The sequence below is a fragment of the Fusicatenibacter sp. genome (assembly GCF_050872605.1).
Taxonomy (GTDB): Bacteria; Bacillota; Clostridia; order Lachnospirales; family Lachnospiraceae; genus Fusicatenibacter.
The window spans coordinates 1-21,575 of the sequence record NZ_JBNMHD010000011.1 but is presented as its reverse complement, the minus strand read 5'-3'; the positions used below and the strand labels follow the sequence as shown (position 1 = coordinate 21,575).

General features: G+C 51.5%; 22 protein-coding genes. All 22 read left to right on the top strand.

Going from position 1 to position 21,575, the window contains the following annotated elements; all coding sequences use genetic code 11:
* Positions 1–80: 80 nt before the first annotated feature.
* Positions 81–1,403, top strand: coding sequence for a replication-associated recombination protein A (locus ACY2VT_RS05295; protein WP_195531220.1), 1,323 nt, complete (start codon positions 81–83; stop codon positions 1,401–1,403).
* On the top strand, positions 1,384–2,364 hold the full coding sequence (gene mnmL, locus ACY2VT_RS05290; RefSeq protein ID WP_461879156.1) for a tRNA modification radical SAM protein MnmL/YtqA: 981 nt from the start codon (positions 1,384–1,386) through the stop codon (positions 2,362–2,364). Before ACY2VT_RS05295 ends, mnmL begins: the two co-directional genes overlap by 20 nt.
* Positions 2,361–2,879 carry a DUF4364 family protein gene (locus ACY2VT_RS05285; RefSeq protein ID WP_022462531.1) on the top strand — a complete coding sequence of 173 codons (519 nt, stop codon included), beginning with the start codon at positions 2,361–2,363 and terminating at the stop codon, positions 2,877–2,879. The genes mnmL and ACY2VT_RS05285 overlap by 4 nt, the downstream gene beginning before the upstream one ends.
* Positions 2,880–2,995: 116 nt before the next feature.
* On the top strand, positions 2,996–4,588 hold the full coding sequence (locus ACY2VT_RS05280) for a peptide chain release factor 3 (RefSeq protein WP_195531222.1): 1,593 nt from the start codon (positions 2,996–2,998) through the stop codon (positions 4,586–4,588).
* Between the two features lie 38 nt (positions 4,589–4,626).
* Complete coding sequence (gene sdaAB / locus ACY2VT_RS05275; protein WP_461874004.1) at positions 4,627–5,310, top strand: L-serine ammonia-lyase, iron-sulfur-dependent subunit beta; 684 nt, start codon at positions 4,627–4,629, stop codon at positions 5,308–5,310.
* Complete coding sequence (gene sdaAA, locus ACY2VT_RS05270; protein WP_461874005.1) at positions 5,300–6,172, top strand: L-serine ammonia-lyase, iron-sulfur-dependent, subunit alpha; 873 nt, start codon at positions 5,300–5,302, stop codon at positions 6,170–6,172. Before sdaAB ends, sdaAA begins: the two co-directional genes overlap by 11 nt.
* A gap of 70 nt (positions 6,173–6,242) precedes the next feature.
* Positions 6,243–6,635 (top strand): Asp23/Gls24 family envelope stress response protein, encoded by a 393-nt coding sequence (locus tag ACY2VT_RS05265; RefSeq protein ID WP_022463352.1) that lies wholly within the window; start codon positions 6,243–6,245, stop codon positions 6,633–6,635.
* 84 nt (positions 6,636–6,719) lie between these two features.
* Positions 6,720–7,157, top strand: coding sequence for a transcription antitermination factor NusB (nusB, locus tag ACY2VT_RS05260; RefSeq protein WP_022463351.1), 438 nt, complete (start codon positions 6,720–6,722; stop codon positions 7,155–7,157).
* Positions 7,147–8,373 carry an exodeoxyribonuclease VII large subunit gene (gene xseA / locus ACY2VT_RS05255; protein WP_022463350.1) on the top strand — a complete coding sequence of 409 codons (1,227 nt, stop codon included), beginning with the start codon at positions 7,147–7,149 and terminating at the stop codon, positions 8,371–8,373. The genes nusB and xseA overlap by 11 nt, the downstream gene beginning before the upstream one ends.
* Before the next feature lie 24 nt (positions 8,374–8,397).
* On the top strand, positions 8,398–8,643 hold the full coding sequence (gene xseB, locus ACY2VT_RS05250) for an exodeoxyribonuclease VII small subunit (RefSeq protein WP_243277201.1): 246 nt from the start codon (positions 8,398–8,400) through the stop codon (positions 8,641–8,643).
* Entirely contained in the window at positions 8,621–9,535 is a 915-nt protein-coding gene (locus ACY2VT_RS05245) for a polyprenyl synthetase family protein (protein ID WP_330611354.1), read from the top strand. The genes xseB and ACY2VT_RS05245 overlap by 23 nt, the downstream gene beginning before the upstream one ends.
* A gap of 11 nt (positions 9,536–9,546) precedes the next feature.
* Positions 9,547–11,424, top strand: a complete 1,878-nt coding sequence (gene dxs, locus ACY2VT_RS05240; protein WP_461879155.1) for a 1-deoxy-D-xylulose-5-phosphate synthase — start codon at positions 9,547–9,549, stop codon at positions 11,422–11,424.
* Positions 11,421–12,230, top strand: coding sequence for a TlyA family RNA methyltransferase (locus tag ACY2VT_RS05235; RefSeq protein ID WP_117804021.1), 810 nt, complete (start codon positions 11,421–11,423; stop codon positions 12,228–12,230). Before dxs ends, ACY2VT_RS05235 begins: the two co-directional genes overlap by 4 nt.
* Positions 12,231–12,249: 19 nt before the next feature.
* Positions 12,250–13,107 carry an NAD(+)/NADH kinase gene (locus ACY2VT_RS05230; protein WP_022463345.1) on the top strand — a complete coding sequence of 286 codons (858 nt, stop codon included), beginning with the start codon at positions 12,250–12,252 and terminating at the stop codon, positions 13,105–13,107.
* 29 nt (positions 13,108–13,136) lie between these two features.
* Complete coding sequence (gene argR, locus ACY2VT_RS05225; protein WP_022463344.1) at positions 13,137–13,613, top strand: arginine repressor; 477 nt, start codon at positions 13,137–13,139, stop codon at positions 13,611–13,613.
* Positions 13,614–13,678: 65 nt separating this feature from the next.
* Positions 13,679–15,370 carry a DNA repair protein RecN gene (recN, locus tag ACY2VT_RS05220; RefSeq protein WP_461879154.1) on the top strand — a complete coding sequence of 564 codons (1,692 nt, stop codon included), beginning with the start codon at positions 13,679–13,681 and terminating at the stop codon, positions 15,368–15,370.
* 166 nt (positions 15,371–15,536) lie between these two features.
* Positions 15,537–16,757, top strand: coding sequence for a SpoIVB peptidase (gene spoIVB, locus ACY2VT_RS05215; protein WP_461879153.1), 1,221 nt, complete (start codon positions 15,537–15,539; stop codon positions 16,755–16,757).
* A gap of 205 nt (positions 16,758–16,962) precedes the next feature.
* The gene (gene spo0A / locus ACY2VT_RS05210) at positions 16,963–17,763 is read left to right on the top strand and encodes a sporulation transcription factor Spo0A (protein ID WP_461874012.1); all 801 of its coding nucleotides are present in this window, start codon (positions 16,963–16,965) and stop codon (positions 17,761–17,763) included.
* Between the two features lie 192 nt (positions 17,764–17,955).
* Positions 17,956–19,398 (top strand): glycogen synthase GlgA, encoded by a 1,443-nt coding sequence (glgA, locus tag ACY2VT_RS05205; RefSeq protein ID WP_195531232.1) that lies wholly within the window; start codon positions 17,956–17,958, stop codon positions 19,396–19,398.
* A 281-nt stretch (positions 19,399–19,679) separates the two neighbouring features.
* The gene (gene recA / locus ACY2VT_RS05200; protein ID WP_022463338.1) at positions 19,680–20,747 is read left to right on the top strand and encodes a recombinase RecA; all 1,068 of its coding nucleotides are present in this window, start codon (positions 19,680–19,682) and stop codon (positions 20,745–20,747) included.
* Positions 20,748–21,374 (top strand): regulatory protein RecX, encoded by a 627-nt coding sequence (locus ACY2VT_RS05195; RefSeq protein WP_461879152.1) that lies wholly within the window; start codon positions 20,748–20,750, stop codon positions 21,372–21,374.
* A 51-nt stretch (positions 21,375–21,425) separates the two neighbouring features.
* Positions 21,426–21,572, top strand: a complete 147-nt coding sequence (locus ACY2VT_RS05190) for a hypothetical protein (protein WP_461879151.1) — start codon at positions 21,426–21,428, stop codon at positions 21,570–21,572.
* Positions 21,573–21,575 lie beyond the last annotated feature (3 nt).

The following is a 21,575-nucleotide window of genomic DNA, read 5'->3' as shown; positions in this document are numbered from 1 at the left end:
AATCCGAGATTAAGGGGTTGAGGATACCCGCCAAAATGTGATAAGATAAAAGGCAGGAAGAAAAATGGGGTGAAAAATACATGGATTTGTTTGATTATATGAAAGAAACCACAATGGAAAAAGAGTCCCCCCTCGCATCGCGCATGCGCCCGGCAACGCTGGACGAGGTGGTTGGACAGGAGCATATCATCGGCCCTGGAAAGCTGTTGTACCGTGCGATCAAGGCGGATAAACTCGGCTCCGTCATTTTCTACGGCCCTCCGGGAACGGGAAAAACGACGCTTGCCCGCGTCATCGCCAACACGACAAGCGCAGAGTTTACCCAGCTGAATGCCACGACAGCCGGCAAAAAGGATATGGAAGAAGTCGTAAAAGAAGCGCAGCAGCGGATCGGCATGTACGGCAAAAAGACGATTCTCTTTGTCGACGAGATCCACCGCTTCAACAAGGGCCAGCAGGACTATCTGCTTCCGTTTGTGGAGGACGGCACACTCGTTCTGATCGGTGCGACGACGGAAAATCCGTATTTCGAGGTCAACGGGGCGCTGATTTCGCGTTCCATTATCTTTGAATTAAAGCCGCTCGAAAAAGAGGACATCGAAAAACTGCTGGAGCGCGCGGTGACGGACCCGGTAAAGGGGCTCGGGACGTACAACGTTGTGCTCGATGCGGATGCAAAAGAGTTCCTCGCCGACATCGCAGGCGGTGACGCGAGAGCGGCCTTAAATGCAATCGAGCTGGGCGTCCTCTCGACGGAACGTCAGGCGGACGGAAAAATCCATATCGATCTCGAAACGGCATCGGAGTGCATCCAGAAGCGCGTCGTGCGGTACGACAAGACGGGCGATCAGCATTACGATACGATCTCTGCATTTATCAAGAGCATGCGCGGTTCTGACCCGGATGCGGCGGTCTTTTATCTGGCCAAAATGCTGTATGCCGGGGAGGATATCAAGTTTATCGCCCGCCGCATCATGATCTGCGCGGCGGAGGATGTCGGCCTTGCCGATCCGAATGCCTTAAATGTAGCAGTTTCCGCGTCCCTTGCCGTGGAACGCGTCGGCATGCCGGAGGCGCAGATTATTCTGGCGGAGGCAGCCACGTACGTTGCCTGTGCACCGAAGAGTAATTCTTCGTGCGAGGCAGTCTTTGCGGCGATGAAGACGGTCGGAAGTGTGCGGACGTCGGTTCCGCCGCATCTGCAGGACGCCCATTACAAAGGTTCTGCCAAACTTGGCCACGGTGAAGGCTATCAGTATGCACATGATTACCCGAATCACTACGTCGAGCAGCAGTATCTGCCGGACGAGATCTTAGGAAGCCGTTTCCTTCATCTTGGAACGAACGGCTATGAGCAGAAGATCCGGGAAAACTTCAAAAAAATTGGAAAAGACATCGAATAAAAGGGGAAGAAACCATGACAGACTGGCTTGGAAGCCGTATTATTCGCTGGACGCCTATCTGAAAAAGACGTTCGGGGAAAAAGTGTACAAGCTCTCGCTCGACGGCGGGATGACGTGTCCGAACCGGGACGGCACCTGCGGGGAACGGGGCTGCATTTTCTGCAGTGCGGGCGGCTCCGGTGATTTTGCCGGAGACAGAAACAAATCCATCCCGGAACAGATCCGGGAGCAGAAATCCCTCCTGCAGCAAAAGCGGCCGGTGCATAAGTTCATCGCCTATTTCCAGGCGTATACGAACACGTATGCGCCGGTGGAATATCTGGAAAAAATTTTCCGGGAGGCAATTTCGGACGAGGAGGTCGTGGTCCTTTCGATCGGAACGAGACCGGACTGCTTAGGGGAAGAGGTTCTTTCTCTGTTAGAAGAGCTGAACCGGATCAAACCGGTCTGGGTGGAGCTGGGACTGCAGACGATGCATGAAAAAACGGCACAGTATATCCGAAGAGGATATCCGCTTTCCTGTTTTGAACAGGCAGTAAACGAGCTGCACAGGCGGGGGATTCCCGTGATTGTCCACACGATCCTCGGTCTGCCGGGGGAGGGACAGGAGGAAGTCTTTGCAACAATGGATTACCTGAATGGACTTTCCATTTCCGGCATCAAGCTTCAGCTGCTTCATGTGCTGAAAAACACGGATCTTGCGGCGGACTACGCGGCCGGAAAATTTGAGGTGTTGGAGCAGGATGCGTATCTTACCCTTGTCATCGACTGCCTGCGGCGCCTCCGTCCCGATCTTGTGATCCACCGTATGACGGGAGACGGCCCCGGGGATCTTCTGATTGCACCAACATGGAGCCAGGCAAAACGCACCGTCTTAAATGAGCTGCATCACCGCATGAAAGAAGAACATGCGTATCAGGGACAGCTTCTGGACGAAGAAAAAGGAGGAAACACACCGTGATTGAATCATCCTTTACGTTATACAAACTGATTATTCTCTACATGCTGCAGAATGTGAATTTTCCGCTGTCAAATACACAGATTTCGGATTTTATCCTGGAAAAAGAGTACACGAACTACTTTCATCTCCAGGAGGCGTTAAGCGAGCTGCAGGATACAAAGCTGATCGAGATCGAGAAGGTGCGCAACACCTCGTACTACCACATGACTGAGGAGGGCAGCAAGACGCTTTCCTTCTTCGAAAACGAGATCTCTCCGGAAATCCGGGAGGAAATCGACCGCTATATGAAGGAACACTCCTATGAACTGCGGAAAAAAGCGTCCGTTGTGGCCGATTACTACAAGACCGCGGGAGATGACTACGAGGTCCGCTGTCAGGCAAGAGAGCGGAAGACGACTATTTTTGAGATTGTCGTGACGGTTCCGTCCGAGGAGGCGGCCAAAAAGATCTGCAGCAACTGGGAAAACCGGAGTCAGAAGATTTATGCTTCGATTATGAATGAACTGTCAAGATAACGATTGACAGGAATGGTGGCATATAATAGAATAAATTAGTATGTCTAAAAAGCATAAACATGAAAAACATGGAAAACATAGTAAATAAGATTTTAGATTCCAAAGGAGATAAAACCGTGCCTGATTATACAAAAGAAATTGAAAGACGGCGTACCTTCGCCATCATTTCCCACCCGGATGCCGGTAAAACCACACTGACCGAGAAATTCCTGCTGTACGGAGGAGCCATCAACCTCGCCGGTTCCGTAAAAGGAAAAGCGACTGCGCGCCATGCCGTATCCGACTGGATGGAGATCGAGAAAGAGCGTGGTATTTCCGTTACCTCTTCCGTTCTGCAGTTCAATTACGACGGCTACTGCATCAACATTCTGGATACCCCGGGACACCAGGACTTCTCGGAGGATACGTACCGTACCCTGATGGCAGCCGATTCCGCCGTCATGGTTATCGATGCATCGAAGGGTGTCGAAGCACAGACCAGAAAGCTGTTTAAAGTCTGTGTCATGCGCCACATCCCGATCTTTACCTTCATCAACAAGATGGACCGCGATGCGAACGATACCTTCGAGCTGCTCGACGAGATCGAAAAAGAGCTCGGCATTGCAACCTGCCCGATCAACTGGCCGATCGGTTCCGGAAAAAAATTCCGCGGTGTTTACGACCGTGACAAAAAGAAAGTCCTCACCTTCTCCGATACAATGAAGGGAACGAAGGAAGGTATCGAGGAAGAAATCGATATCGACGATCCGCATCTTCTCGATGTGGTCGATGAGGACCAGAAAGAACAGCTCATGGATGAGATCGAGCTGCTCGACGGCGCAAGTGCAGAGTTTGACCAGGAGCTTGTCAGCAAGGGAGAGCTCTCCCCGGTATTCTTCGGATCTGCGCTCACCAACTTTGGTGTGGAGACTTTCCTGCAGCACTTCCTCACGATGACGATGCCGCCGCTTCCGCGTACGGCAGACTGCGGCGTGATCGATCCGGTCAAAGAGGATTTCTCTGCATTTGTCTTTAAAATCCAGGCAAACATGAACAAAGCACACCGTGACCGTATCGCATTCATGCGCATCTGCTCCGGCAAATTCGACGCCGGAATGGAAGTCTTCCATGTGCAGGGAGAAAAGAAAATGCGTCTTTCCCAGCCGCAGCAGATGATGGCGAGTGACCGTCATATTGTTGATGAAGCATACGCCGGCGATATCATCGGTGTATTTGACCCGGGCATCTTCTCCATCGGAGATACGATCTGTATGCCGGGCAAAAAATTCGCATATGAGGGAATCCCGACCTTCGCGCCGGAGCATTTTGCAAGAGTGCGCCAGCTCGATACGATGAAGAGAAAACAGTTCGTCAAGGGAATTTCCCAGATTGCACAGGAAGGTGCGATCCAGATTTTCCAGGAGTACAAAGGCGGCATGGAGGAGATCATCGTCGGCGTTGTCGGCGTCCTGCAGTTTGACGTTTTAAAATACCGTCTGGAGAACGAGTACAACGTGGATATCCGTCTGGAGAACCTGCCGTATGAGCACATCCGCTGGATCGCAAACAAAGAGGAGATCAACCTGGACCGTATTCAGGGTACATCCGATATGAAGAAGGTCATGGACCTCAAGGGAAATCCGCTGCTTCTCTTTGTCAATCCGTGGAGTGTCGGCATGGTACAGGATCGAAACAAAGACCTTGTGCTGACCGAATTCAGCAAAAACTAAGAACAAAAGAGCGGGATGCCGCTTAAAAAGGAGAAGGAATGAACTTATTCGATATTCTGGGCCCTGTGATGGTCGGTCCGTCGAGTTCGCATACAGCGGGTGCAGTGCGGATTGGATGGATGACACAGAAGCTTCTCGGAGAACAGCCGGTGGAAGCAAAAATCCTGATGTACGGTTCCTTTGCCGCAACGGGAAAGGGCCATGGAACGGACCGCGGTCTCGTCGCGGGTCTTCTCGGCATGCGTGCAGACGACGAGCGGATTCCGCACAGCTTTGAGATTGCCGATGCGGCGGGCCTTTCCTATTCGTTCGGCATTGCCAATCTGACGAGTGCCCATCCGAACAGCGTTGTTCTGGAGGTGAAGGGAAAGAGCGGCAGGACACTTGAAGTGCAGGCGTGCTCCCTTGGCGGCGGCCGCATCATGATCAACCGTCTCGACGGGCTGGATGTCAACTGTACCTGCGAGATCCCGACGCTCATTGTCCACAATCTCGACCAGCCGGGCCATGTAGCGGAGGTTACGTCGATGCTGGCACACAAATCGGTCAACATCGCCAACATGTCCCTCTACCGCGACAAAAGAGGCGGGTCGGCTGTCATGGTTGTGGAGATGGATCAGCCGCTCACGAAAGAGTCCCTGCAGTGGCTGGAACATCTCGAGGGCATCGTAAAGGTAACCTACATTAACGTGACGGAAGGAGAAGAGGACAATGTCTTATAATTCACTGGAAGAAATTGTCCGGGAGTGCGAAGAAAAAGCTCTGCCGTTTGATGAGGTCATCCTTCTGGACGATATGAATGAGAGAAATGTAAAACGGGAGGATTCCCTTGCCGCCATGTACGGCATGTGGGAGGCCATGAAACGCGCGGATGCAGGCTACGACGGAAATTTAAAATCAAGAAGCGGCCTGGTCGGCGGCGCCGGTGCGGCGATGAAAGCGTATGTGGAGAGCGGAGAAGCACTCTGCGGTTCCTTTGTCGGCGATGTGATGGCATCCGCCCTTGCAATGGGGGAGTCGAATGCCTGCATGAAGCGGATCGTTGCGGCTCCGACCGCGGGAGCCTGCGGTGTTCTTCCGGCGGTGCTGGTCAATTACCAGAAACGGAACGGAACACCGGATGAGGAAATCGTGCGCGCGCTCTACACGGCAGCCGGTATCGGCCAGGTCGTCGCGGCACGGGCCTACATTGCGGGCGCTTCCGGCGGCTGTCAGGCCGAAATCGGAACCGCAAGTGCAATGGCGGCCGGAGCACTGACCGCACTTCGAGGCGGATCTCCGTCCCAGATTACACATGCGGCGGCGATGGCGTTAAAAAATCTGCTCGGCCTCGTGTGCGACCCGGTCGGCGGTCTTGTCGAGGTTCCGTGCGTCAAGCGGAATGTCATTGGCTCTGTGAATGCACTTTCTGCGGCAGATATGGCACTTGCCGGAATTTCAAGCCGCATCCCGCCGGATCAGGTGATTGATGCAATGCGCGAAGTCGGCGATCAGATGCATCCGACCCTTCGCGAAACCGGCCAGGGCGGCCTTGCCAACACGCCGGCGGCACGCGAGTGGTGCGCGGCACAGGAAGAAGAATAAAAAATCCTTTTATTTTCGGATTATTTTTGGTATAATGAAAGAAAGTCAGCCAAGGAGGAGGTCTTTTAAGATGGCAGAGGCAAAAATTCAGAAAAGAAACACTTATACGATATATGATGACGAAGGAATCGGAACCGTGCAGATTGCAGACGAGGTGGTAGCTATTATCGCAGGACTTGCGGCAACGGAAGTGGACGGGGTAGCCTCCATGGCCGGAAATATTACCAACGAATTAGTCAGCAAGCTTGGCATGAAAAATCTTTCCAAGGGTGTCAAAGTTGATGTACTTGACGGCGTTGTCTGCGTGGATCTTGCCCTCAATCTCAAATATGGATACGAGATTCCGGCAACCTGCAAAAACGTACAGGAAAAAGTAAAAACAGCGATCGAGAATATGACAGGCCTGGAAGTTTCCGATGTCAATGTAGCCATTGCAGGCGTGAATATGGAACAGACGAAATAAAAAACAACGAACCGCGAGGGAATAAGGCGACCCCTTACACCCCGCGGTTTTTGTCAACTATACAGGAAGGAATTAAAACAAACGATGAACAGAAGCAAACTTCGCGAAAATATTTTTAAACTTCTCTATACCGCAGAGTTCCAGGAGAAAGAGGAGATGCCGCAGCAGATGTCCCTTTACTTTACGTACTCTGACGACAACGACGAGGATGAAGAAGTAACCGTAAGCGAAAAAGATCAGACCTATATGGAAGAGAAATACCATCATGTGACCGAGCACATCCCGGAAATCGACGAGATGCTGAACCGTACTTCCGAGGGCTGGAAAACGACCCGTATGGGAAAAGTAGACCTGGCGATCCTGCGTCTTGCTGTTTACGAGATGAAATTCGACGAGGACGTTCCGGTCGGTGTAGCCATCAACGAGGCCGTTGAGCTGGCAAAACGCTTCGGCAGAGACCAGTCCCCGTCCTTTATCAACGGTATTCTTGGAAAACTGGCAAGAGAAGAAGATGAGAAATAAAAACCAGAATGTTTACACCGTAGGCCAGGTCAATTCATACATCAAAAATATCTTTGACCAGGACTATATGCTCCGCCGGATCTACGTCAGCGGAGAAGTAAGCAACTGTAAATACCATCCGTCCGGCCACATCTATTTTTCGTTAAAAGACGCCGAAGGAACGATTTCCTGTGTCATGTTCGCCGGTTCGCGGCGCGGCCTTGCCTTCCCGATGCGGGACGGCGACAACGTGATTGTCGGCGGCAGCATCAGCGTCTATGAGCGGGACGGAAAGTATCAGATCTATGCAAAAGAGATCACAAAAGAGGGCGCCGGCCTTTTATACGAAAAGTATCTGGCCCTAAAAGCAGAACTGGAAGAGATGGGCATGTTTGCCCCGGAGTACAAGCAGCCGATTCCTGCGTATGTAAAGAAAATCGGCGTTGTCACAGCACCGACGGGAGCTGCTGTGCAGGATATCAAAAACATTGCACTCCGTCGGAATCCCTTTGTCCAGATTATCCTCTACCCGGCCCTGGTGCAGGGCGAGGGAGCGGCGGACAGCATCGTGGAGGGCATCCGCCGTCTGGACGCACTGAATCTGGATGTGCTGATCGTGGGCCGCGGAGGCGGTTCGATCGAGGATCTTTGGGCGTTCAACGAGGAAAAAGTAGCGCGCGCCGTTTTTTCCTGCCATACCCCGGTGATCTCCGCCGTCGGCCATGAGACCGACACAACGATCATCGATTTCGTGGCAGATCTGCGCGCCCCGACCCCGTCCGCAGCGGCGGAGCTGGCGGTCGCTGATGTCCGCGCGGTACTCAACACACTGGAAAATTATAAAAGCCGCATGAACCATGCGATGGCAAACCAGACGCAGAGAGCGAGAAGCCGCCTTCTGCAGTACGAGACAAAGTGGAAGTATCTCGGACCGGAAAATAAGATCCGTGACCAGAGAGCACGCCACGCCGAGCTGGAGCGTCGGTATACAGATGCGATGGAAGAAAAGCTCAAAGAAGCGCGCCACCGCCTTGCCCTTTACATTCAGGCGATGAAGGGTCTGTCCCCGCTGGACAAGCTGAACCAGGGCTATTCCTACGTGGAAAAAGAAGGAAAGGCCATCACTTCGGTGCAGGATGTCAAAGAAGGCGATCTGCTCGAAATCTGTGTATCGGACGGAAAGATCACAGCGCGCGCAGAGAAGACATCGGCCGTATCCTGGATGGAACAATCGTGAAAAAAAGCAGAGAATCGAGAAAACATGGGAAATATGGAAACAGAAGAGAGAAAAGAAGAAGGAACTCCTTCCGGTGAGACACTGGAAGCAGCATTTGGAAAACTGGATCAGATGCTCGAAACGCTGGAAAGCAGCGATGTCAGCCTGGAAGACTCCTTTCGTTTATACAAGGAGGGAATGGAGCTTTTAAACGAATGCAGTCAGAAAATTGACCGCGTTGAGAAAAAAATGCTCCAGATGAATGAGGATGGAACATTCAGAGAATTTTAAAGCAGTACTCGAAGAAAAAACGCGGGAAGCGGAAAGTATCATTACTGCTTACCTGCCGAAAGAGGAAGGCTTTGCAAAGGAACTGGCAAAAGCCATGAATTACAGTATGACAGCGGGCGGAAAGAGGCTTCGTCCGCTGCTTTTGCAGGAGAGTTTCCGTCTGTTCGGCGGAACCGGGGAGGCTGTAAAACCATTTATGGCAGCCATGGAGATGATTCACACCCATTCCCTGATCCACGATGATCTCCCTGCGATCGACAACGACGATTACCGCCGCGGCAGAAAAACGACCCATGTCGTCTTCGGGGAGGCCGTCGGCGTGCTGGCAGGAGACGCTCTTTTAAACTATGCATACGAGACAGCCTGGAAAGCCTTTCCACTGGAGGAGCACACCGACCGCGTAGTGCGTGCTTTTGGCATTCTCTGTCAGAAAACCGGAATTTCCGGCATGCTGGGCGGTCAGAGTGTTGACGTGATGAATGAAAAAGCCGGCCATTTCGCCATCGACCGTGAGATGCTGGACTACATTTACGAGAACAAGACTTCGGCGCTTTTAGAGGCTGCCATGATGGCAGGTGCGGCACTTGCAGGAGCAAACGACGATGATCTTGACGCGCTCTGCCGGATTGCCTCCAAAGTCGGAATCGCGTTCCAGATCCGGGACGACATCCTGGATGTCACATCCACGATGGAGGAGCTTGGAAAGCCGGTTTTCAGCGATGAAAAGAATGAAAAAACAACGTATGTGACGCTGTTTGGCACAGACGGGGCGGAGCAGGAGGTAAAACGGCTCACGAAAGAGGCCGTGGACGAACTGAAAAATCTGTCCTGTCCGGGAGATAAAATATTTCTGGAAGAGCTGTTTGAATCTCTGACTTCCAGAAAAAAGTAAGGGATGATTTCATGTTAGAAAAAATACAGAAACCAAACGATATCAAGAAGATTCCGGCGGACCAGCTTCCGGCGCTTGCAGAGGAAATCCGGGAATTTATTATCGAGTCTTTGAGTAAAACCGGCGGCCATCTGGCGTCCAATCTTGGTGTCGTGGAACTGACGATTGCGATGCACCGCGTCTTCGATCTTCCAAAAGACAAGCTGATCTGGGATGTGGGACACCAGTCCTACACGCACAAGATTCTGACCGGGCGGAAAGACGGGTTTGAAACGCTGCGCCGGGAAGGCGGCATCAGCGGATTCCCGAAGCGGAGCGAGAGTGACTGCGATGTATTCGACACCGGCCACAGCTCGACTTCGATTTCCGCAGGCGTCGGCTATGTGCGTGCACGGGAACTGAAAAAAGAAAATTATTCCGTTGTTTCGATCATCGGAGATGGTGCGCTGACCGGCGGCATGGCGTACGAGGCGCTGAACAATGCGGCCAGCCTGAAATCGAATTTTATTATCGTTTTAAATGACAACGAAATGTCGATCACCGAGAATGTCGGCGGTATGTCATCGTACCTGTCCGGCCTTCGGACGGCATCGGCGTACACGGATTTCAAGATGGATGTCACAAAGGCATTGAACCGCATTCCGGGCATCGGACCTGGCATGGTGGATGCGATGCGGAAGACGAAAAGCAGCATCAAACAGATCATCATTCCGGGCATGCTGTTTGAGAATATGGGACTTACGTATTTAGGTCCTGTGGACGGCCACAACATTCCGCAGCTGATCAAGACCTTCCAGGAAGCAAAACGGTTTGAAGGACCGATCCTGGTGCATGTCCTGACACAGAAGGGCCGCGGCTATGAGCCGGCGATGCGCCACCCGGCAAGATTCCACGGTGCGGGTCCGTTCGATGTGAAAACAGGATTGCCGGTTGGAAAATCCAATCCGACGTACACGGATGTCTTTTCCACGGTCATGCGGAAAATGGGAGATCGAAGAAAGGATGTTGCGGCAGTCACGGCGGCGATGATGACCGGTGTCGGACTGAAACGCTTCTTCAACATGTTCCCGGACCGCTGTTTCGATGTGGGAATCGCAGAAGAGCATGCGGTGACATTTGCAGCGGCACTGTCACTCGGCGGCATTACGCCTGTCGTTGCGATTTATTCTTCATTCCTGCAGCGGGCGTACGATCAGATCATGCATGACGTCTGTATGCAGAATCTCCATGTCGTCTTTGCGATTGACCGCGCCGGTCTTGTGGGCTACGACGGGGAGACACACCACGGCATTTTCGACCTTTCCTATCTGGGTTCGATGCCGAATATGACAATTCTTGCACCGAAGAACCTCTGGGAGCTTTCGGATATGATCAAATTTGCGGTCGATTACGACGGCCCGATCGCGGTGCGCTACCCGAGAGGGGAAGCGTATACGGGATTAAAAGAGTTCCGTGCGCCCATCTGCCTCGGAAAATCAGAAGTGATCCATGAGGGAAGCCGTGTTGCACTTCTTGCCGTCGGCAGTATGGTAAAAATGGCAGAAGAAGTGCAGAAACAGTTAAAAGAGCGGATGGATATGGATGCGGCGCTTGTGAATGCGCGGTTCGTCAAACCAATCGATGAAGAACTTCTTCGAAGCTTTGCCGATACGTATGAGCTTGTCGTAACACTCGAGGAAAATGTAAAAGACGGCGGCTTTGGAGAGCGCGTCCTTGCTTTTGCCGAGGAAGAAGACCTTCCGTTCGGCGTGGAGATCATTGCACTGCCGGACCGCTTTATTCCGCACGGAAGTGTATCATACCAGATGAAACAGGTCGGCTTTACGCCGGAAGATATCTGCGGCAGAATTGAGGAATACTACAGAAAACGGGAGCAGGAAGAAAGATGAAAAAACGATTAGATGTATTACTGGTAGAACGGGGCCTTGCCACATCGCGGGAAAAAGCGAAAGCCATGATTATGGCAGGAGAAGTTCTGGTGGACAATGAGCGGGAGGACAAAGCCGGTTCCATGTTCCCGGAAGAAGTGGAGATTGTCTTAAAAGGAAAACCACTGCCGTATGTGAGCCGCGGCGGCTTAAAATTAGAGAAAGCAATGAAAAACTTTGACCTTACCCTGGATGGAAAGGTCTGCATGGATGTCGGAGCATCCACCGGCGGCTTTACCGACTGTATGCTGCAGAACGGCGCCGTCAAGGTATATTCCGTGGATGTCGGCCACGGCCAGCTCGACTGGAAGCTGCGGAACGATCCGCGCGTTGTCTGCATGGAGCGCACGAACATCCGTTACGTCGTGCCGGAGGATATCGAGGAGAGACCGTCCTTCGTATCGATCGACGTATCGTTTATCTCCCTGACCAAGGTGCTGCTTCCGGTCCGGAATCTGATGGAAGAGAACGGCGAAATTGCAGCTCTGATCAAGCCGCAGTTTGAGGCAGGACGCGAAAAAGTCGGCAAAAAAGGTGTTGTCCGTGATCCGGCTGTACACAAAGAAGTCATTGAGATGGTCATTTCCTATGCGAAAAGCATTTCCTTCGGCGTGCGCCATCTGGAATTTTCACCGATCAAAGGACCGGAGGGAAATATCGAGTATCTCGTTCACCTTGTCCGGCTGCCGGACGGCGTGACAGAGGAAGAGACCAATGTCGATGTAGACGCCGTTGTAAAGAGCGCGCACGATACACTGGATAAATAAAAGGGTTAAGGAGCATGATATGGAGCGATTTTACCTGATCACAAACAGAGCAAAAGACCCGGACCTTACCGTGACAGACCAGATCAGGCAATATCTGGAGGAGCGCGGAAAAACGTGTCTTCTCTGCGATAACAGCGAAAAAGGGGAAAAATACCATTATACGGATCCGGCGAAGGTTCCGTCAGATATCGACGGCATTCTGGTGCTCGGTGGTGACGGCACGCTTCTGCAGGCAGCAGGCGACGTGGTGGATTTACAGATTCCGCTGCTCGGCATCAATCTGGGAACGCTCGGCTATCTTGCGGAAATCGACCGTGACACGCTTTATCCGGCGCTGGATCATCTGATGGCGGATGAGTATACGATTGAGCACCGCATGATGCTCTGCGGATCGATTTACCGGGACGGAAAGCTGATTGCGGAGGACGCGGCACTCAATGACATTACGATCACCCGTGAGGGAAACCTGCGTGTCGTCCGGTTCGACAATTACGTCAACGGGGAGTTTTTAAATTCCTACAGCGCCGATGGCATCATCATCGCAACGCCGACCGGTTCGACCGGCTACAGCCTCTCCGCGGGCGGCCCGATCATCTCACCGTCAGCCAGCCTGATGCTGATGACGCCGCTTGCCCCGCACACCCTGAATACGAGAAGCATTGTCTTTCCGGCAGAGGATGTGATCGAGGTGGAGCTCGGGCCTTCGAGAGACGGCGGCATTGAACAGGGCATGGCATATTTTGACGGCGATACCCGCGTTCCGATGAAAACCGGCGACCGGATCGTGATCAAAAAGGCCAGACGGGATACTCTGATTGTGAAGATCAGCAACATCAGTTTTCTGGAGACATTAAGAAAGAAAATGGCAAACATTTAAGATATAGTTACTGGGGAAGGATGCTTGAAATGAAAATCGCGAGACATGCACAGATTATCAAATTAATTAACCAATATGACATTGAAACACAGGAGGAGCTGGCAAAGAAGCTGGAGGAGAGCGGCTTTGCCGTAACGCAGGCGACGATTTCGAGGGATATCCGCCAGCTGAAGCTCACAAAAGTACCAAAAGAGAACGGCGGAAGCCGCTATGCGGTTCTGCAGAACGCACCGTCCGAGGTTGGGAGCCGCTATGCGCGCGTGTTAAAAGACGCGTATATTTCCGTTGATCTTGCCAAGAATATTCTGGTCATCAAAACCGTGTCTGGAATGGCGATGGCGGCGGCAGCGGCTTTCGATGAGATGAACTGGAATGAAATTGTCGGCTGCATCGGCGGAGACGATACGATTCTCTGCGTGGCAAGAGACGATGATGCGGCGCTTGTGGCAGCAGAACGACTGAAAAAAATGGTGGACGGCATGGAGGAGACGGGCGAAGAGTTCTAAAGAACGCCCGTTTCTGCAAAAAAGAGACAAAAAGATGACAGCAGGTGTGACACCGGAGGGAAAGAATGCTCACAAACTTACACGTAAAAAATCTGGCCCTGATCGACGAAGCGGAAGTGGAGTTCGGTCCGGGCCTGAATATACTGACCGGAGAAACCGGAGCCGGAAAATCCATCCTGATCGGTTCGATCAATGCGGCGCTTGGAAAGAAGATATCCCGCGAGATGATTCGGACGGGAGAGACAAGCGCGCTGGTGGAACTGGTCTTTGAAACCGAAAATCCGCATGTGCTGGAGCTGTTAAAAGAGATGGATCTCGAGGCGGAGGAGGGACAGGTGATTATCTCCAGAAAGATCACCGGATCCCGCAGTGTCTGCCGCATCAACGGCGAGGCATGCAATATTTCGCAGGTAAAAGCCCTTGCGTCCCTGCTGCTCGACATCCACGGCCAGCATGAGCACCAGTCGCTGCTCTATCCGGACCGGCAGATCGCGATTCTTGACGCGTTTGCGGGAACCGAGGCGGCCACGGCAAAAGGAGAGGTCCGGGCGCTGTACCAGGAGTGGAAGAATGTCCGAAAGGAGCTCTCGGCGTACGAACTCGACGAGGAGGCAAGAAAGCGGGAGGCAGCATTTCTTACGTTTGAAATCAACGAGATTGATCAGGCAGAGCTAAAAGAGGGCGAGGACGAAGCGTTGGAAACTGCGTATCGGAAGATGGGCCATGCGAAAAAGATCGCAGAATCTCTGCAGACGGTATATGCGATCACCGGCTACGGTGCAGAGAACAGCGCCGGGGAGCAGGTCGGCCGTGCAATCCGGGAGCTGCAGCAGGCCGCGGTGTACGACGATGCACTTTCCGGTCCGTCGCAGACCCTTTCCGATATTGACGGACTGCTGAACGATTTCAACCGCGAGATTTCCGCGTATCTTTCCGAACTGACCTTTTCCGAGGAAGAGTATTACGAGACGGAAAAGCGGCTCGATGAGATCAACCGCCTGAAAGCAAAGTATGGAAAGACGATGGCAGAGATCGCCGCATACCGCGAAGAACAGCAGAAAAAACTGGAAAAACTGGAAAACTTTGAGAGCTGCCGCGCGGCACTGCAGGAGCAGTTACAGAAAACGGAGCAGAAACTGGATGCGGCCGCACATAATCTGTCCAAAATCCGCAGAAACTATGCAAAACGGCTCGAAACACAGATTATCGAAGGTCTGCGCGACCTGAATTTCCTGCATGTCGCATTTAAAATTTCATTTGAAAAGACAAAAAGCTACACCGAAAACGGAACCGATGCTGTGGAGTTCTTAATCTCCACAAACCCGGGCGAAGCGGTCCGTCCGCTGGCGAAAGTTGTTTCCGGCGGTGAACTGTCGCGAATCATGCTTGCAATCAAGACGATTCTTGCCGACCGCGACGAGACAGAAACCCTGATTTTCGATGAAATCGACACCGGAATCAGCGGAAGGACGGCGCAGAAAGTTTCCGAAAAAATGGCACAGATCGGGCAGCGCCATCAGGTCATCTGCATCACCCATCTGCCGCAGATCGCAGCGATGGCAGATTCTCATTTTGAAATCGAAAAAAACGTCGAAGAAAACGAGACCGTCACATCGATCCATCCATTATCCGAGGAAGATTCTGTCAGAGAACTGGCAAGAATGCTCGGCGGCGCGAAAATTACGGATTCTGTTCTGGCAAATGCCAGCGAGATGAAGGAATTGGCACAGGTACAAAAATCTGCAAGACTCAAATAAAGAGAAGTCCGCATACTAAGAGGGAAATCACGAAACAAAGCGTGGTTTCCCTCTTTTTTCGCTGGCGGCGAGTCAAAGTCCGTGCCTGCACGAGAACTTGACGACCGCCGCGAAAACAAAAGAAATGCCGCAGTTCTGCCCTGCGGCGGAAAGGATGGGAATGCAAATGACGAGAAAACAAAAATACCGAAGAGTCCTGCTTGCGCTGGCGGCGCTGTTTCTGATCCTTGCCGTTCTTCTTGGCTACGATGCCATGCGCGAATCCCTGCCGGATACGATGTATGTGGATGAGAACAGCGAAAGCCCGTTTCAGCCGCTCACGAAACATCCTCTGCTGACAATTTCGGAAGGAACTGAGGAAGCAGAAAAGAGCGATCCCGGGGAAACGGGAGATACCGTGGTGGAATGTTCCGCGGCCGGAATTCCGCTGAAAAAGATCCGTGTCATCCAGGAAGAACGGCCGAAAGTTGCCGTCTGCGGCGCGCCGGTCGGTATCTATATGGAGACCGACGGCGTGATGGTCATCCGCACAGCCGAAATCCATTCGTCCGACGGAACCGTCAGCCGGCCGTCGGAAAATATTCTGCGGGAAGGTGACTATATCACGAAAGTAAACGGACAGGACATCCGCAGCAAACAGGAGCTGATTGATGCAGTAAAAGTATCAAACGGTTCCCCGGTGTGCCTTTCCCTGCTCCGGGACGGGGAAACGATCGAAGTGCAGGTGACACCGCAGAAAAGCCAGGACGGCACCTGCCGCCTTGGAGCCTGGGTCCGTGATAATATGCAGGGAATCGGAACACTGACCTTCGTGGAAGCAGACGGAACCTTTGCGGCGCTCGGCCACGGAATCAGTGATGTTGATACCGGAAAAATGCTGCAGTTAAACGGCGGAGAGCTGTATCTGACACAGATTCTGTCCGTGATTCCGGGAAAAGCGGGTGTACCGGGTGAACTTCAGGGCGTGATCCATTACGAAGAAAAGAACCGTATCGGGTCAGTGGCGGAGAATACCATCTACGGTATCCACGGCGTTCTGGACAGGGAAAAAAGCAGTGCACTGCCGCTTACCGTGACGGAAATTGCCTACCGGCAGGAGATCGAGACGGGCCCGGCCACCGTGCGGATGTGCGTGGACAATACGGTAGAAGAGTATGAGGCGGAGATTACGGAAATCGATCTTGGAAGCGAGAATACGAACAAAAATTTTGTGCTCGAAATTACCGATCAACGGCTGCTGCAGAAAACCGGCGGCATCGTACAGGGAAATTCCGGCTCGCCGGTGCTCCAGAACGGAAGGCTGATCGGCGCCATTACCCATGTTTTCGTAAACCATCCGGAAAAAGGCTACGGTGTCTTTGCGGAAAATATGCTTGCACGGAACTGAAAAATATACGTTAATTTGGTTGAAATTGTTACAAACTTCCGAATTTTTACGGAAAATGTCGATCGAATTTTCAAAAAATTACGGGAAATATATTGAAAATGCGAAAAAATAAAATTATAATGTCTGTGTGATTGGAAAAAGTTCAGAAGAAAACGGATGCAGCGAAATTCCGGAAAGACCATGAGTTTTTGCAAAGGAGAGCTTTATGGAAAAGATCAACATTGCCATCGCGGATGATAACGAACGCATGCAGGAAATGCTTGGGAACGTCATAAAACAGGATGACACGCTTGCACTGATCGGGCAGACCGGAAACGGAAATGATATCTACAGTATCATCCGCGACAAAGAACCGGACGTCGTACTGCTTGACATTTTCATGCCGAAGATGGATGGTCTGACTGTAATGGAGAAAGTCAATGAGGATAAAAATCTGAAAAAAAGACCTGCCTTTATCGTTGTCTCCGCCGTAGGAGAGGAGCGGATCACCGAAGATGCGTTCCGGCTCGGCGCTTACTATTACGTCTTAAAACCGTTCGACAACGAAACTCTTCTGAACCGGATCAAAGCAACAAAAGGAATGACAGCAGTAAGAAGATACCATCCAAGAAATTTTACAAACCCTGGAAAAGAGCCGGTCTGTCCGCCGGAAAACAGTCTGGAAATCGATGTGACAAATATGATCCACGAGATCGGCGTTCCTGCCCATATCAAAGGATACCAGTACCTGCGCGATGCGATTCTGCTTTCCGTAGAGGACACGGAAATGCTCAATTCCATTACCAAGATTCTCTATCCGACCATCGCGAAACGCCACCAGACAACGTCAAGCCGTGTCGAGCGTGCCATCCGCCATGCGATTGAAGTGGCCTGGAGCCGCGGCAAAATGGACACAATCGACGAGCTGTTCGGCTATACCGTGAACAACCGTAAGGGTAAACCGACAAATTCTGAATTTATTGCATTAATTGCAGATAAAATACGTCTCGAACTGAAAAATCAGTAAAAAGTAACAAAAAAATCCGAACAAACGGAGAAATTACAGAAGTTTAGACTTTTTTTTCTGGACAAAGTACGGTATAATACAGACAGGACGTTGATTATCCTTTCGCGTTTCATAGGATCGTGACAAAAAGGAAGGAATTACAGAAAAACAAAGATGCGATAATCAGCATGAAATTACAGGAGGATTCTTTTCATGAAAAATATTTTGTTCGTGGCTTCAGAATGTGTACCGTTCATCAAAACAGGCGGTCTGGCGGATGTAGCAGGTTCTCTGCCGAAATACTTCCCGAAAGAGTATTTTGATGTGCGCGTGGTGATTCCAAAATACGCAGGAATCAAAGAACAGTTTAAAAATCAGATGCAGTATGTGACAAACTTCTACATGGATCTGAACTGGAGACAGCAGTATGTCGGCATTTTCGAGATGGAATATGAAGGCATCAAATTCTACTTTATCGACAATGAGGAGCATTTCGGAGGAAGCACTCCATATGCGGGCATGCCATGGGATCTGGAAAAATTTGCTTACTTCAGCAAAGCAGCGCTTTCCATTTTACCGACCATCGGCTTCCGCCCGGACCTCATCCACTGCCACGACTGGCAGACCGGTCTCGTTCCGGTTTACCTGCACGAGCGTTTCCAGGCAGATGAATTCTATCGGGGAATCAAAACCGTCATGACGATCCACAACCTGAAATTCCAGGGCATCTGGGACCGCAAGACGATTCAGAGCATTACCGGCCTTTCCGACTACTACTTCACACCGGATAAGCTGGAGTTCAAACACGATGCAAGCTACTTGAAGGGCGGTCTGGTTTACGCAGATGCGATCACCACCGTCAGCAATACATACGCGCAGGAGATTCAGACCCCGTTCTATGGCGAAGGACTCGACGGTCTGATGTGTGCAAGAGCAAACGATCTGCGCGGTATTGTAAACGGACTCGACTACAATGAGTGGAACCCGGAGACAGACGCTCAGATTGCAAAGAATTTCAATGCAAAGAACTTCCGTAAAGAGAAAGTGAAAAATAAACTGGCACTGCAGGAGGAGTTAGGACTCGAGGTCAATCCGAAGACGATGATGATCGGTATCGTATCCCGTCTGACCGATCAGAAGGGCTTCGACCTCATCAGCTATATGATGGATGAGATGTGCCAGGATGCCGTACAGTTTGTGATCCTTGGAACCGGCGAGGAGCGCTACGAGAACATGTTCCGCCACTTCGCATGGAAATACGACAAGAAGGTTTCTGCAAACATCTACTATTCCGATGCAATGTCACACAAGATCTATGCATCCTGCGATGCCTTCCTGATGCCGTCCCTGTTTGAGCCATGCGGACTCTCCCAGCTCATGAGCCTCCGCTACGGAACCCTTCCGATCGTCCGCGAGACCGGCGGCCTCAAAGACACCGTAGAGCCGTACAATGAGTACGAGGGAACAGGAACTGGATTCAGCTTCACAAACTACAATGCGCATGAGATGATGGGTACCGTGCGGTACGCAGAGCGCATCTATTACGACAAAAAACGCGAGTGGAACAAGATGATCGACCGCGCAATGGCACAGGATTTCTCCTGGGCGAATTCCGCAAAACAGTACGAGGAAATGTACAACTGGCTGATCGGATAAGCTGGTCTGCATTCTGAAAAATAAGAAAAAAATCCCGAAATGGCAGAAGAGGAAAGAAAAGCCGTTTCGGGATTTTTTTGCAGTATTTTTGGGTTGCGGCAGGAGAGTGGAATATGCTACACTTGTGCATAAGGATATATTCGAAGCAGCTCCGGTGCAGAGGATTTGGGGGCTGAAAAAAGACACAGGAAAAAAAGAAAAACAGTTGACAACAAAGCAGATTTGTAATAGTATGAATACAGAAGCGAACGGACGTTCGCATAGTAAGGAGAAAATTCAGTATGGGAAATAATAACGAAGATAAACTGCGCGCACTCGATGCCGCACTTGGACAGATTGAAAAACAGTACGGAAAAGGAGCTGTCATGAAGCTCGGGGATTCCGCAGCCAACATGAACGTGGAAACCATCCCGACCGGTTCATTAAGCCTGGATATCGCACTCGGTCTTGGCGGTGTGCCGAAGGGACGAATCATCGAGGTATATGGACCGGAGTCTTCCGGTAAAACAACCGTAGCGCTCCACATGGTAGCCGAAGTACAGAAACGCGGCGGAATCGCCGGCTTCATCGATGCAGAGCATGCGCTCGATCCGGCCTATGCCAAAAACATCGGTGTTGATATTGAAAACCTCTACATCTCACAGCCGGACAACGGCGAGCAGGCACTTGAGATCACCGAGACGATGGTTCGTTCCGGTGCGGTAGACATCATCATCGTGGACTCTGTTGCAGCCCTCGTTCCAAAAGCCGAGATCGACGGCGACATGGGAGATTCCCACGTCGGACTGCAGGCGCGTCTGATGTCTCAGGCACTCCGGAAACTGACTGCAGCGATCAGCAAATCCAATTGTATTGTTATCTTTATCAACCAGCTGCGTGAAAAAGTCGGTGTCATGTTCGGAAATCCGGAGACCACAACCGGCGGCCGTGCACTGAAATTCTATTCTTCCATCCGTCTCGATGTCAGAAGAATCGAAGCCTTAAAGCAGGGCGGAGAGATGGTCGGAAACCGTACCAGAATCAAAGTCGTGAAAAACAAAGTAGCTCCGCCGTTCCGCGAGGCAGAATTTGATATCATGTTCGGAAAAGGAATCTCCAAAGAAGGAGACGTTCTGGATCTGGCAGCTTCCGTCGGCATCGTACAGAAGAGCGGCGCATGGTTCGCATACGGCGGCGACAAGATCGGCCAGGGACGCGAAAATGCGAAAGCATACCTGCGCGAGCATCCGGAAATCATGGATGAGATCGAGCACAAAGTGCGCGTGGCTTACGGCCTGATCAAGGAAGAAGCGCCGGAAGGCACAGAAGAAACAGCAGCAGTTCCGGAAACCGAAGGAGACGACGAATAAATGTTTGTGACAGAGATTCGTCCTCTGAATAAAAAGAAATCACGGATCCTCTTCGATGACGGAGAGGATCTGGTTCTTTATAACGGGGAAATCCGCGCTTCCCGCATCAGAGAGCAGGAGGAGCTGTCCGACGAGGTTTACGAAAAGCTCGCGGGGGAAGTGCTGACGAAACGGGCGAAGCACCGCGCGATGTACCTGCTGCTCGGGCAGATGCGGACGAAAAAAGAGCTGGAAGATAAATTACGAAAAGACGGCTATCCCGAGAGAGCCATTGAGGAGGCTGTCTCGTACGTGGAGAGCTTTCACTATATCGACGACCGCGCATACGTGGAGCAGTATCTTGCGGGCAGCGGTGCGAAAAAAGGGAAAAAGGCAGTCCTCTATGCGCTGGCACAGAAAGGAGTGGACCGGGAACTGGTGGAATCTGTCCTGGAAGAGCAGGAGGATGCCCGCGATGAGTATGAACTTGCAAAAAGTGCCGCCTTCGCAAAGCTCGGCACGCCGCACCGGCTGGATGAAAAAGAGTACCGCCGTGCCGCCGGTTTTCTGATGCGGAAGGGATTCGGCAGTTCCGAAATCCGTCGGGCACTGGAAGAATACCAGGATTCCGCTGACGAAGAATTCTGAATATTCCCGGCGATTCCGCCACGTGCCGCGAAATTATGTGCAATAAAATACATGAATATTTCAGAGATTTCGCTTTTAGAAAATAATATCCCCGTTTTGCCGAGAGCGCATCCAGCAGAATGGGGAATTCCCTTATTGAAAGAAAAATCACTGTTTTTTCTGGATAAACAACCAAAAAGGACACCTTTTATTGTATAATTA

Coding starts and splice junctions, on each gene's coding strand:
- ACY2VT_RS05190 (WP_461879151.1), top strand. CDS start 21,426: ATGAATATTTCAGAGATTTCGCTTTTAGAAAATAATATCCCCGTTTTG.
- ACY2VT_RS05245 (WP_330611354.1), top strand. CDS start 8,621: ATGGAACATTCAGAGAATTTTAAAGCAGTACTCGAAGAAAAAACGCGG.
- sdaAA (WP_461874005.1), top strand. CDS start 5,300: ATGTCTTATAATTCACTGGAAGAAATTGTCCGGGAGTGCGAAGAAAAA.
- ACY2VT_RS05195 (WP_461879152.1), top strand. CDS start 20,748: ATGTTTGTGACAGAGATTCGTCCTCTGAATAAAAAGAAATCACGGATC.
- recN (WP_461879154.1), top strand. CDS start 13,679: ATGCTCACAAACTTACACGTAAAAAATCTGGCCCTGATCGACGAAGCG.
- ACY2VT_RS05295 (WP_195531220.1), top strand. CDS start 81: ATGGATTTGTTTGATTATATGAAAGAAACCACAATGGAAAAAGAGTCC.
- sdaAB (WP_461874004.1), top strand. CDS start 4,627: ATGAACTTATTCGATATTCTGGGCCCTGTGATGGTCGGTCCGTCGAGT.
- ACY2VT_RS05235 (WP_117804021.1), top strand. CDS start 11,421: ATGAAAAAACGATTAGATGTATTACTGGTAGAACGGGGCCTTGCCACA.
- recA (WP_022463338.1), top strand. CDS start 19,680: ATGGGAAATAATAACGAAGATAAACTGCGCGCACTCGATGCCGCACTT.
- nusB (WP_022463351.1), top strand. CDS start 6,720: ATGAACAGAAGCAAACTTCGCGAAAATATTTTTAAACTTCTCTATACC.
- spo0A (WP_461874012.1), top strand. CDS start 16,963: ATGGAAAAGATCAACATTGCCATCGCGGATGATAACGAACGCATGCAG.
- glgA (WP_195531232.1), top strand. CDS start 17,956: ATGAAAAATATTTTGTTCGTGGCTTCAGAATGTGTACCGTTCATCAAA.
- ACY2VT_RS05230 (WP_022463345.1), top strand. CDS start 12,250: ATGGAGCGATTTTACCTGATCACAAACAGAGCAAAAGACCCGGACCTT.
- dxs (WP_461879155.1), top strand. CDS start 9,547: ATGTTAGAAAAAATACAGAAACCAAACGATATCAAGAAGATTCCGGCG.
- xseA (WP_022463350.1), top strand. CDS start 7,147: ATGAGAAATAAAAACCAGAATGTTTACACCGTAGGCCAGGTCAATTCA.
- xseB (WP_243277201.1), top strand. CDS start 8,398: ATGGGAAATATGGAAACAGAAGAGAGAAAAGAAGAAGGAACTCCTTCC.
- argR (WP_022463344.1), top strand. CDS start 13,137: ATGAAAATCGCGAGACATGCACAGATTATCAAATTAATTAACCAATAT.
- ACY2VT_RS05265 (WP_022463352.1), top strand. CDS start 6,243: ATGGCAGAGGCAAAAATTCAGAAAAGAAACACTTATACGATATATGAT.
- spoIVB (WP_461879153.1), top strand. CDS start 15,537: ATGACGAGAAAACAAAAATACCGAAGAGTCCTGCTTGCGCTGGCGGCG.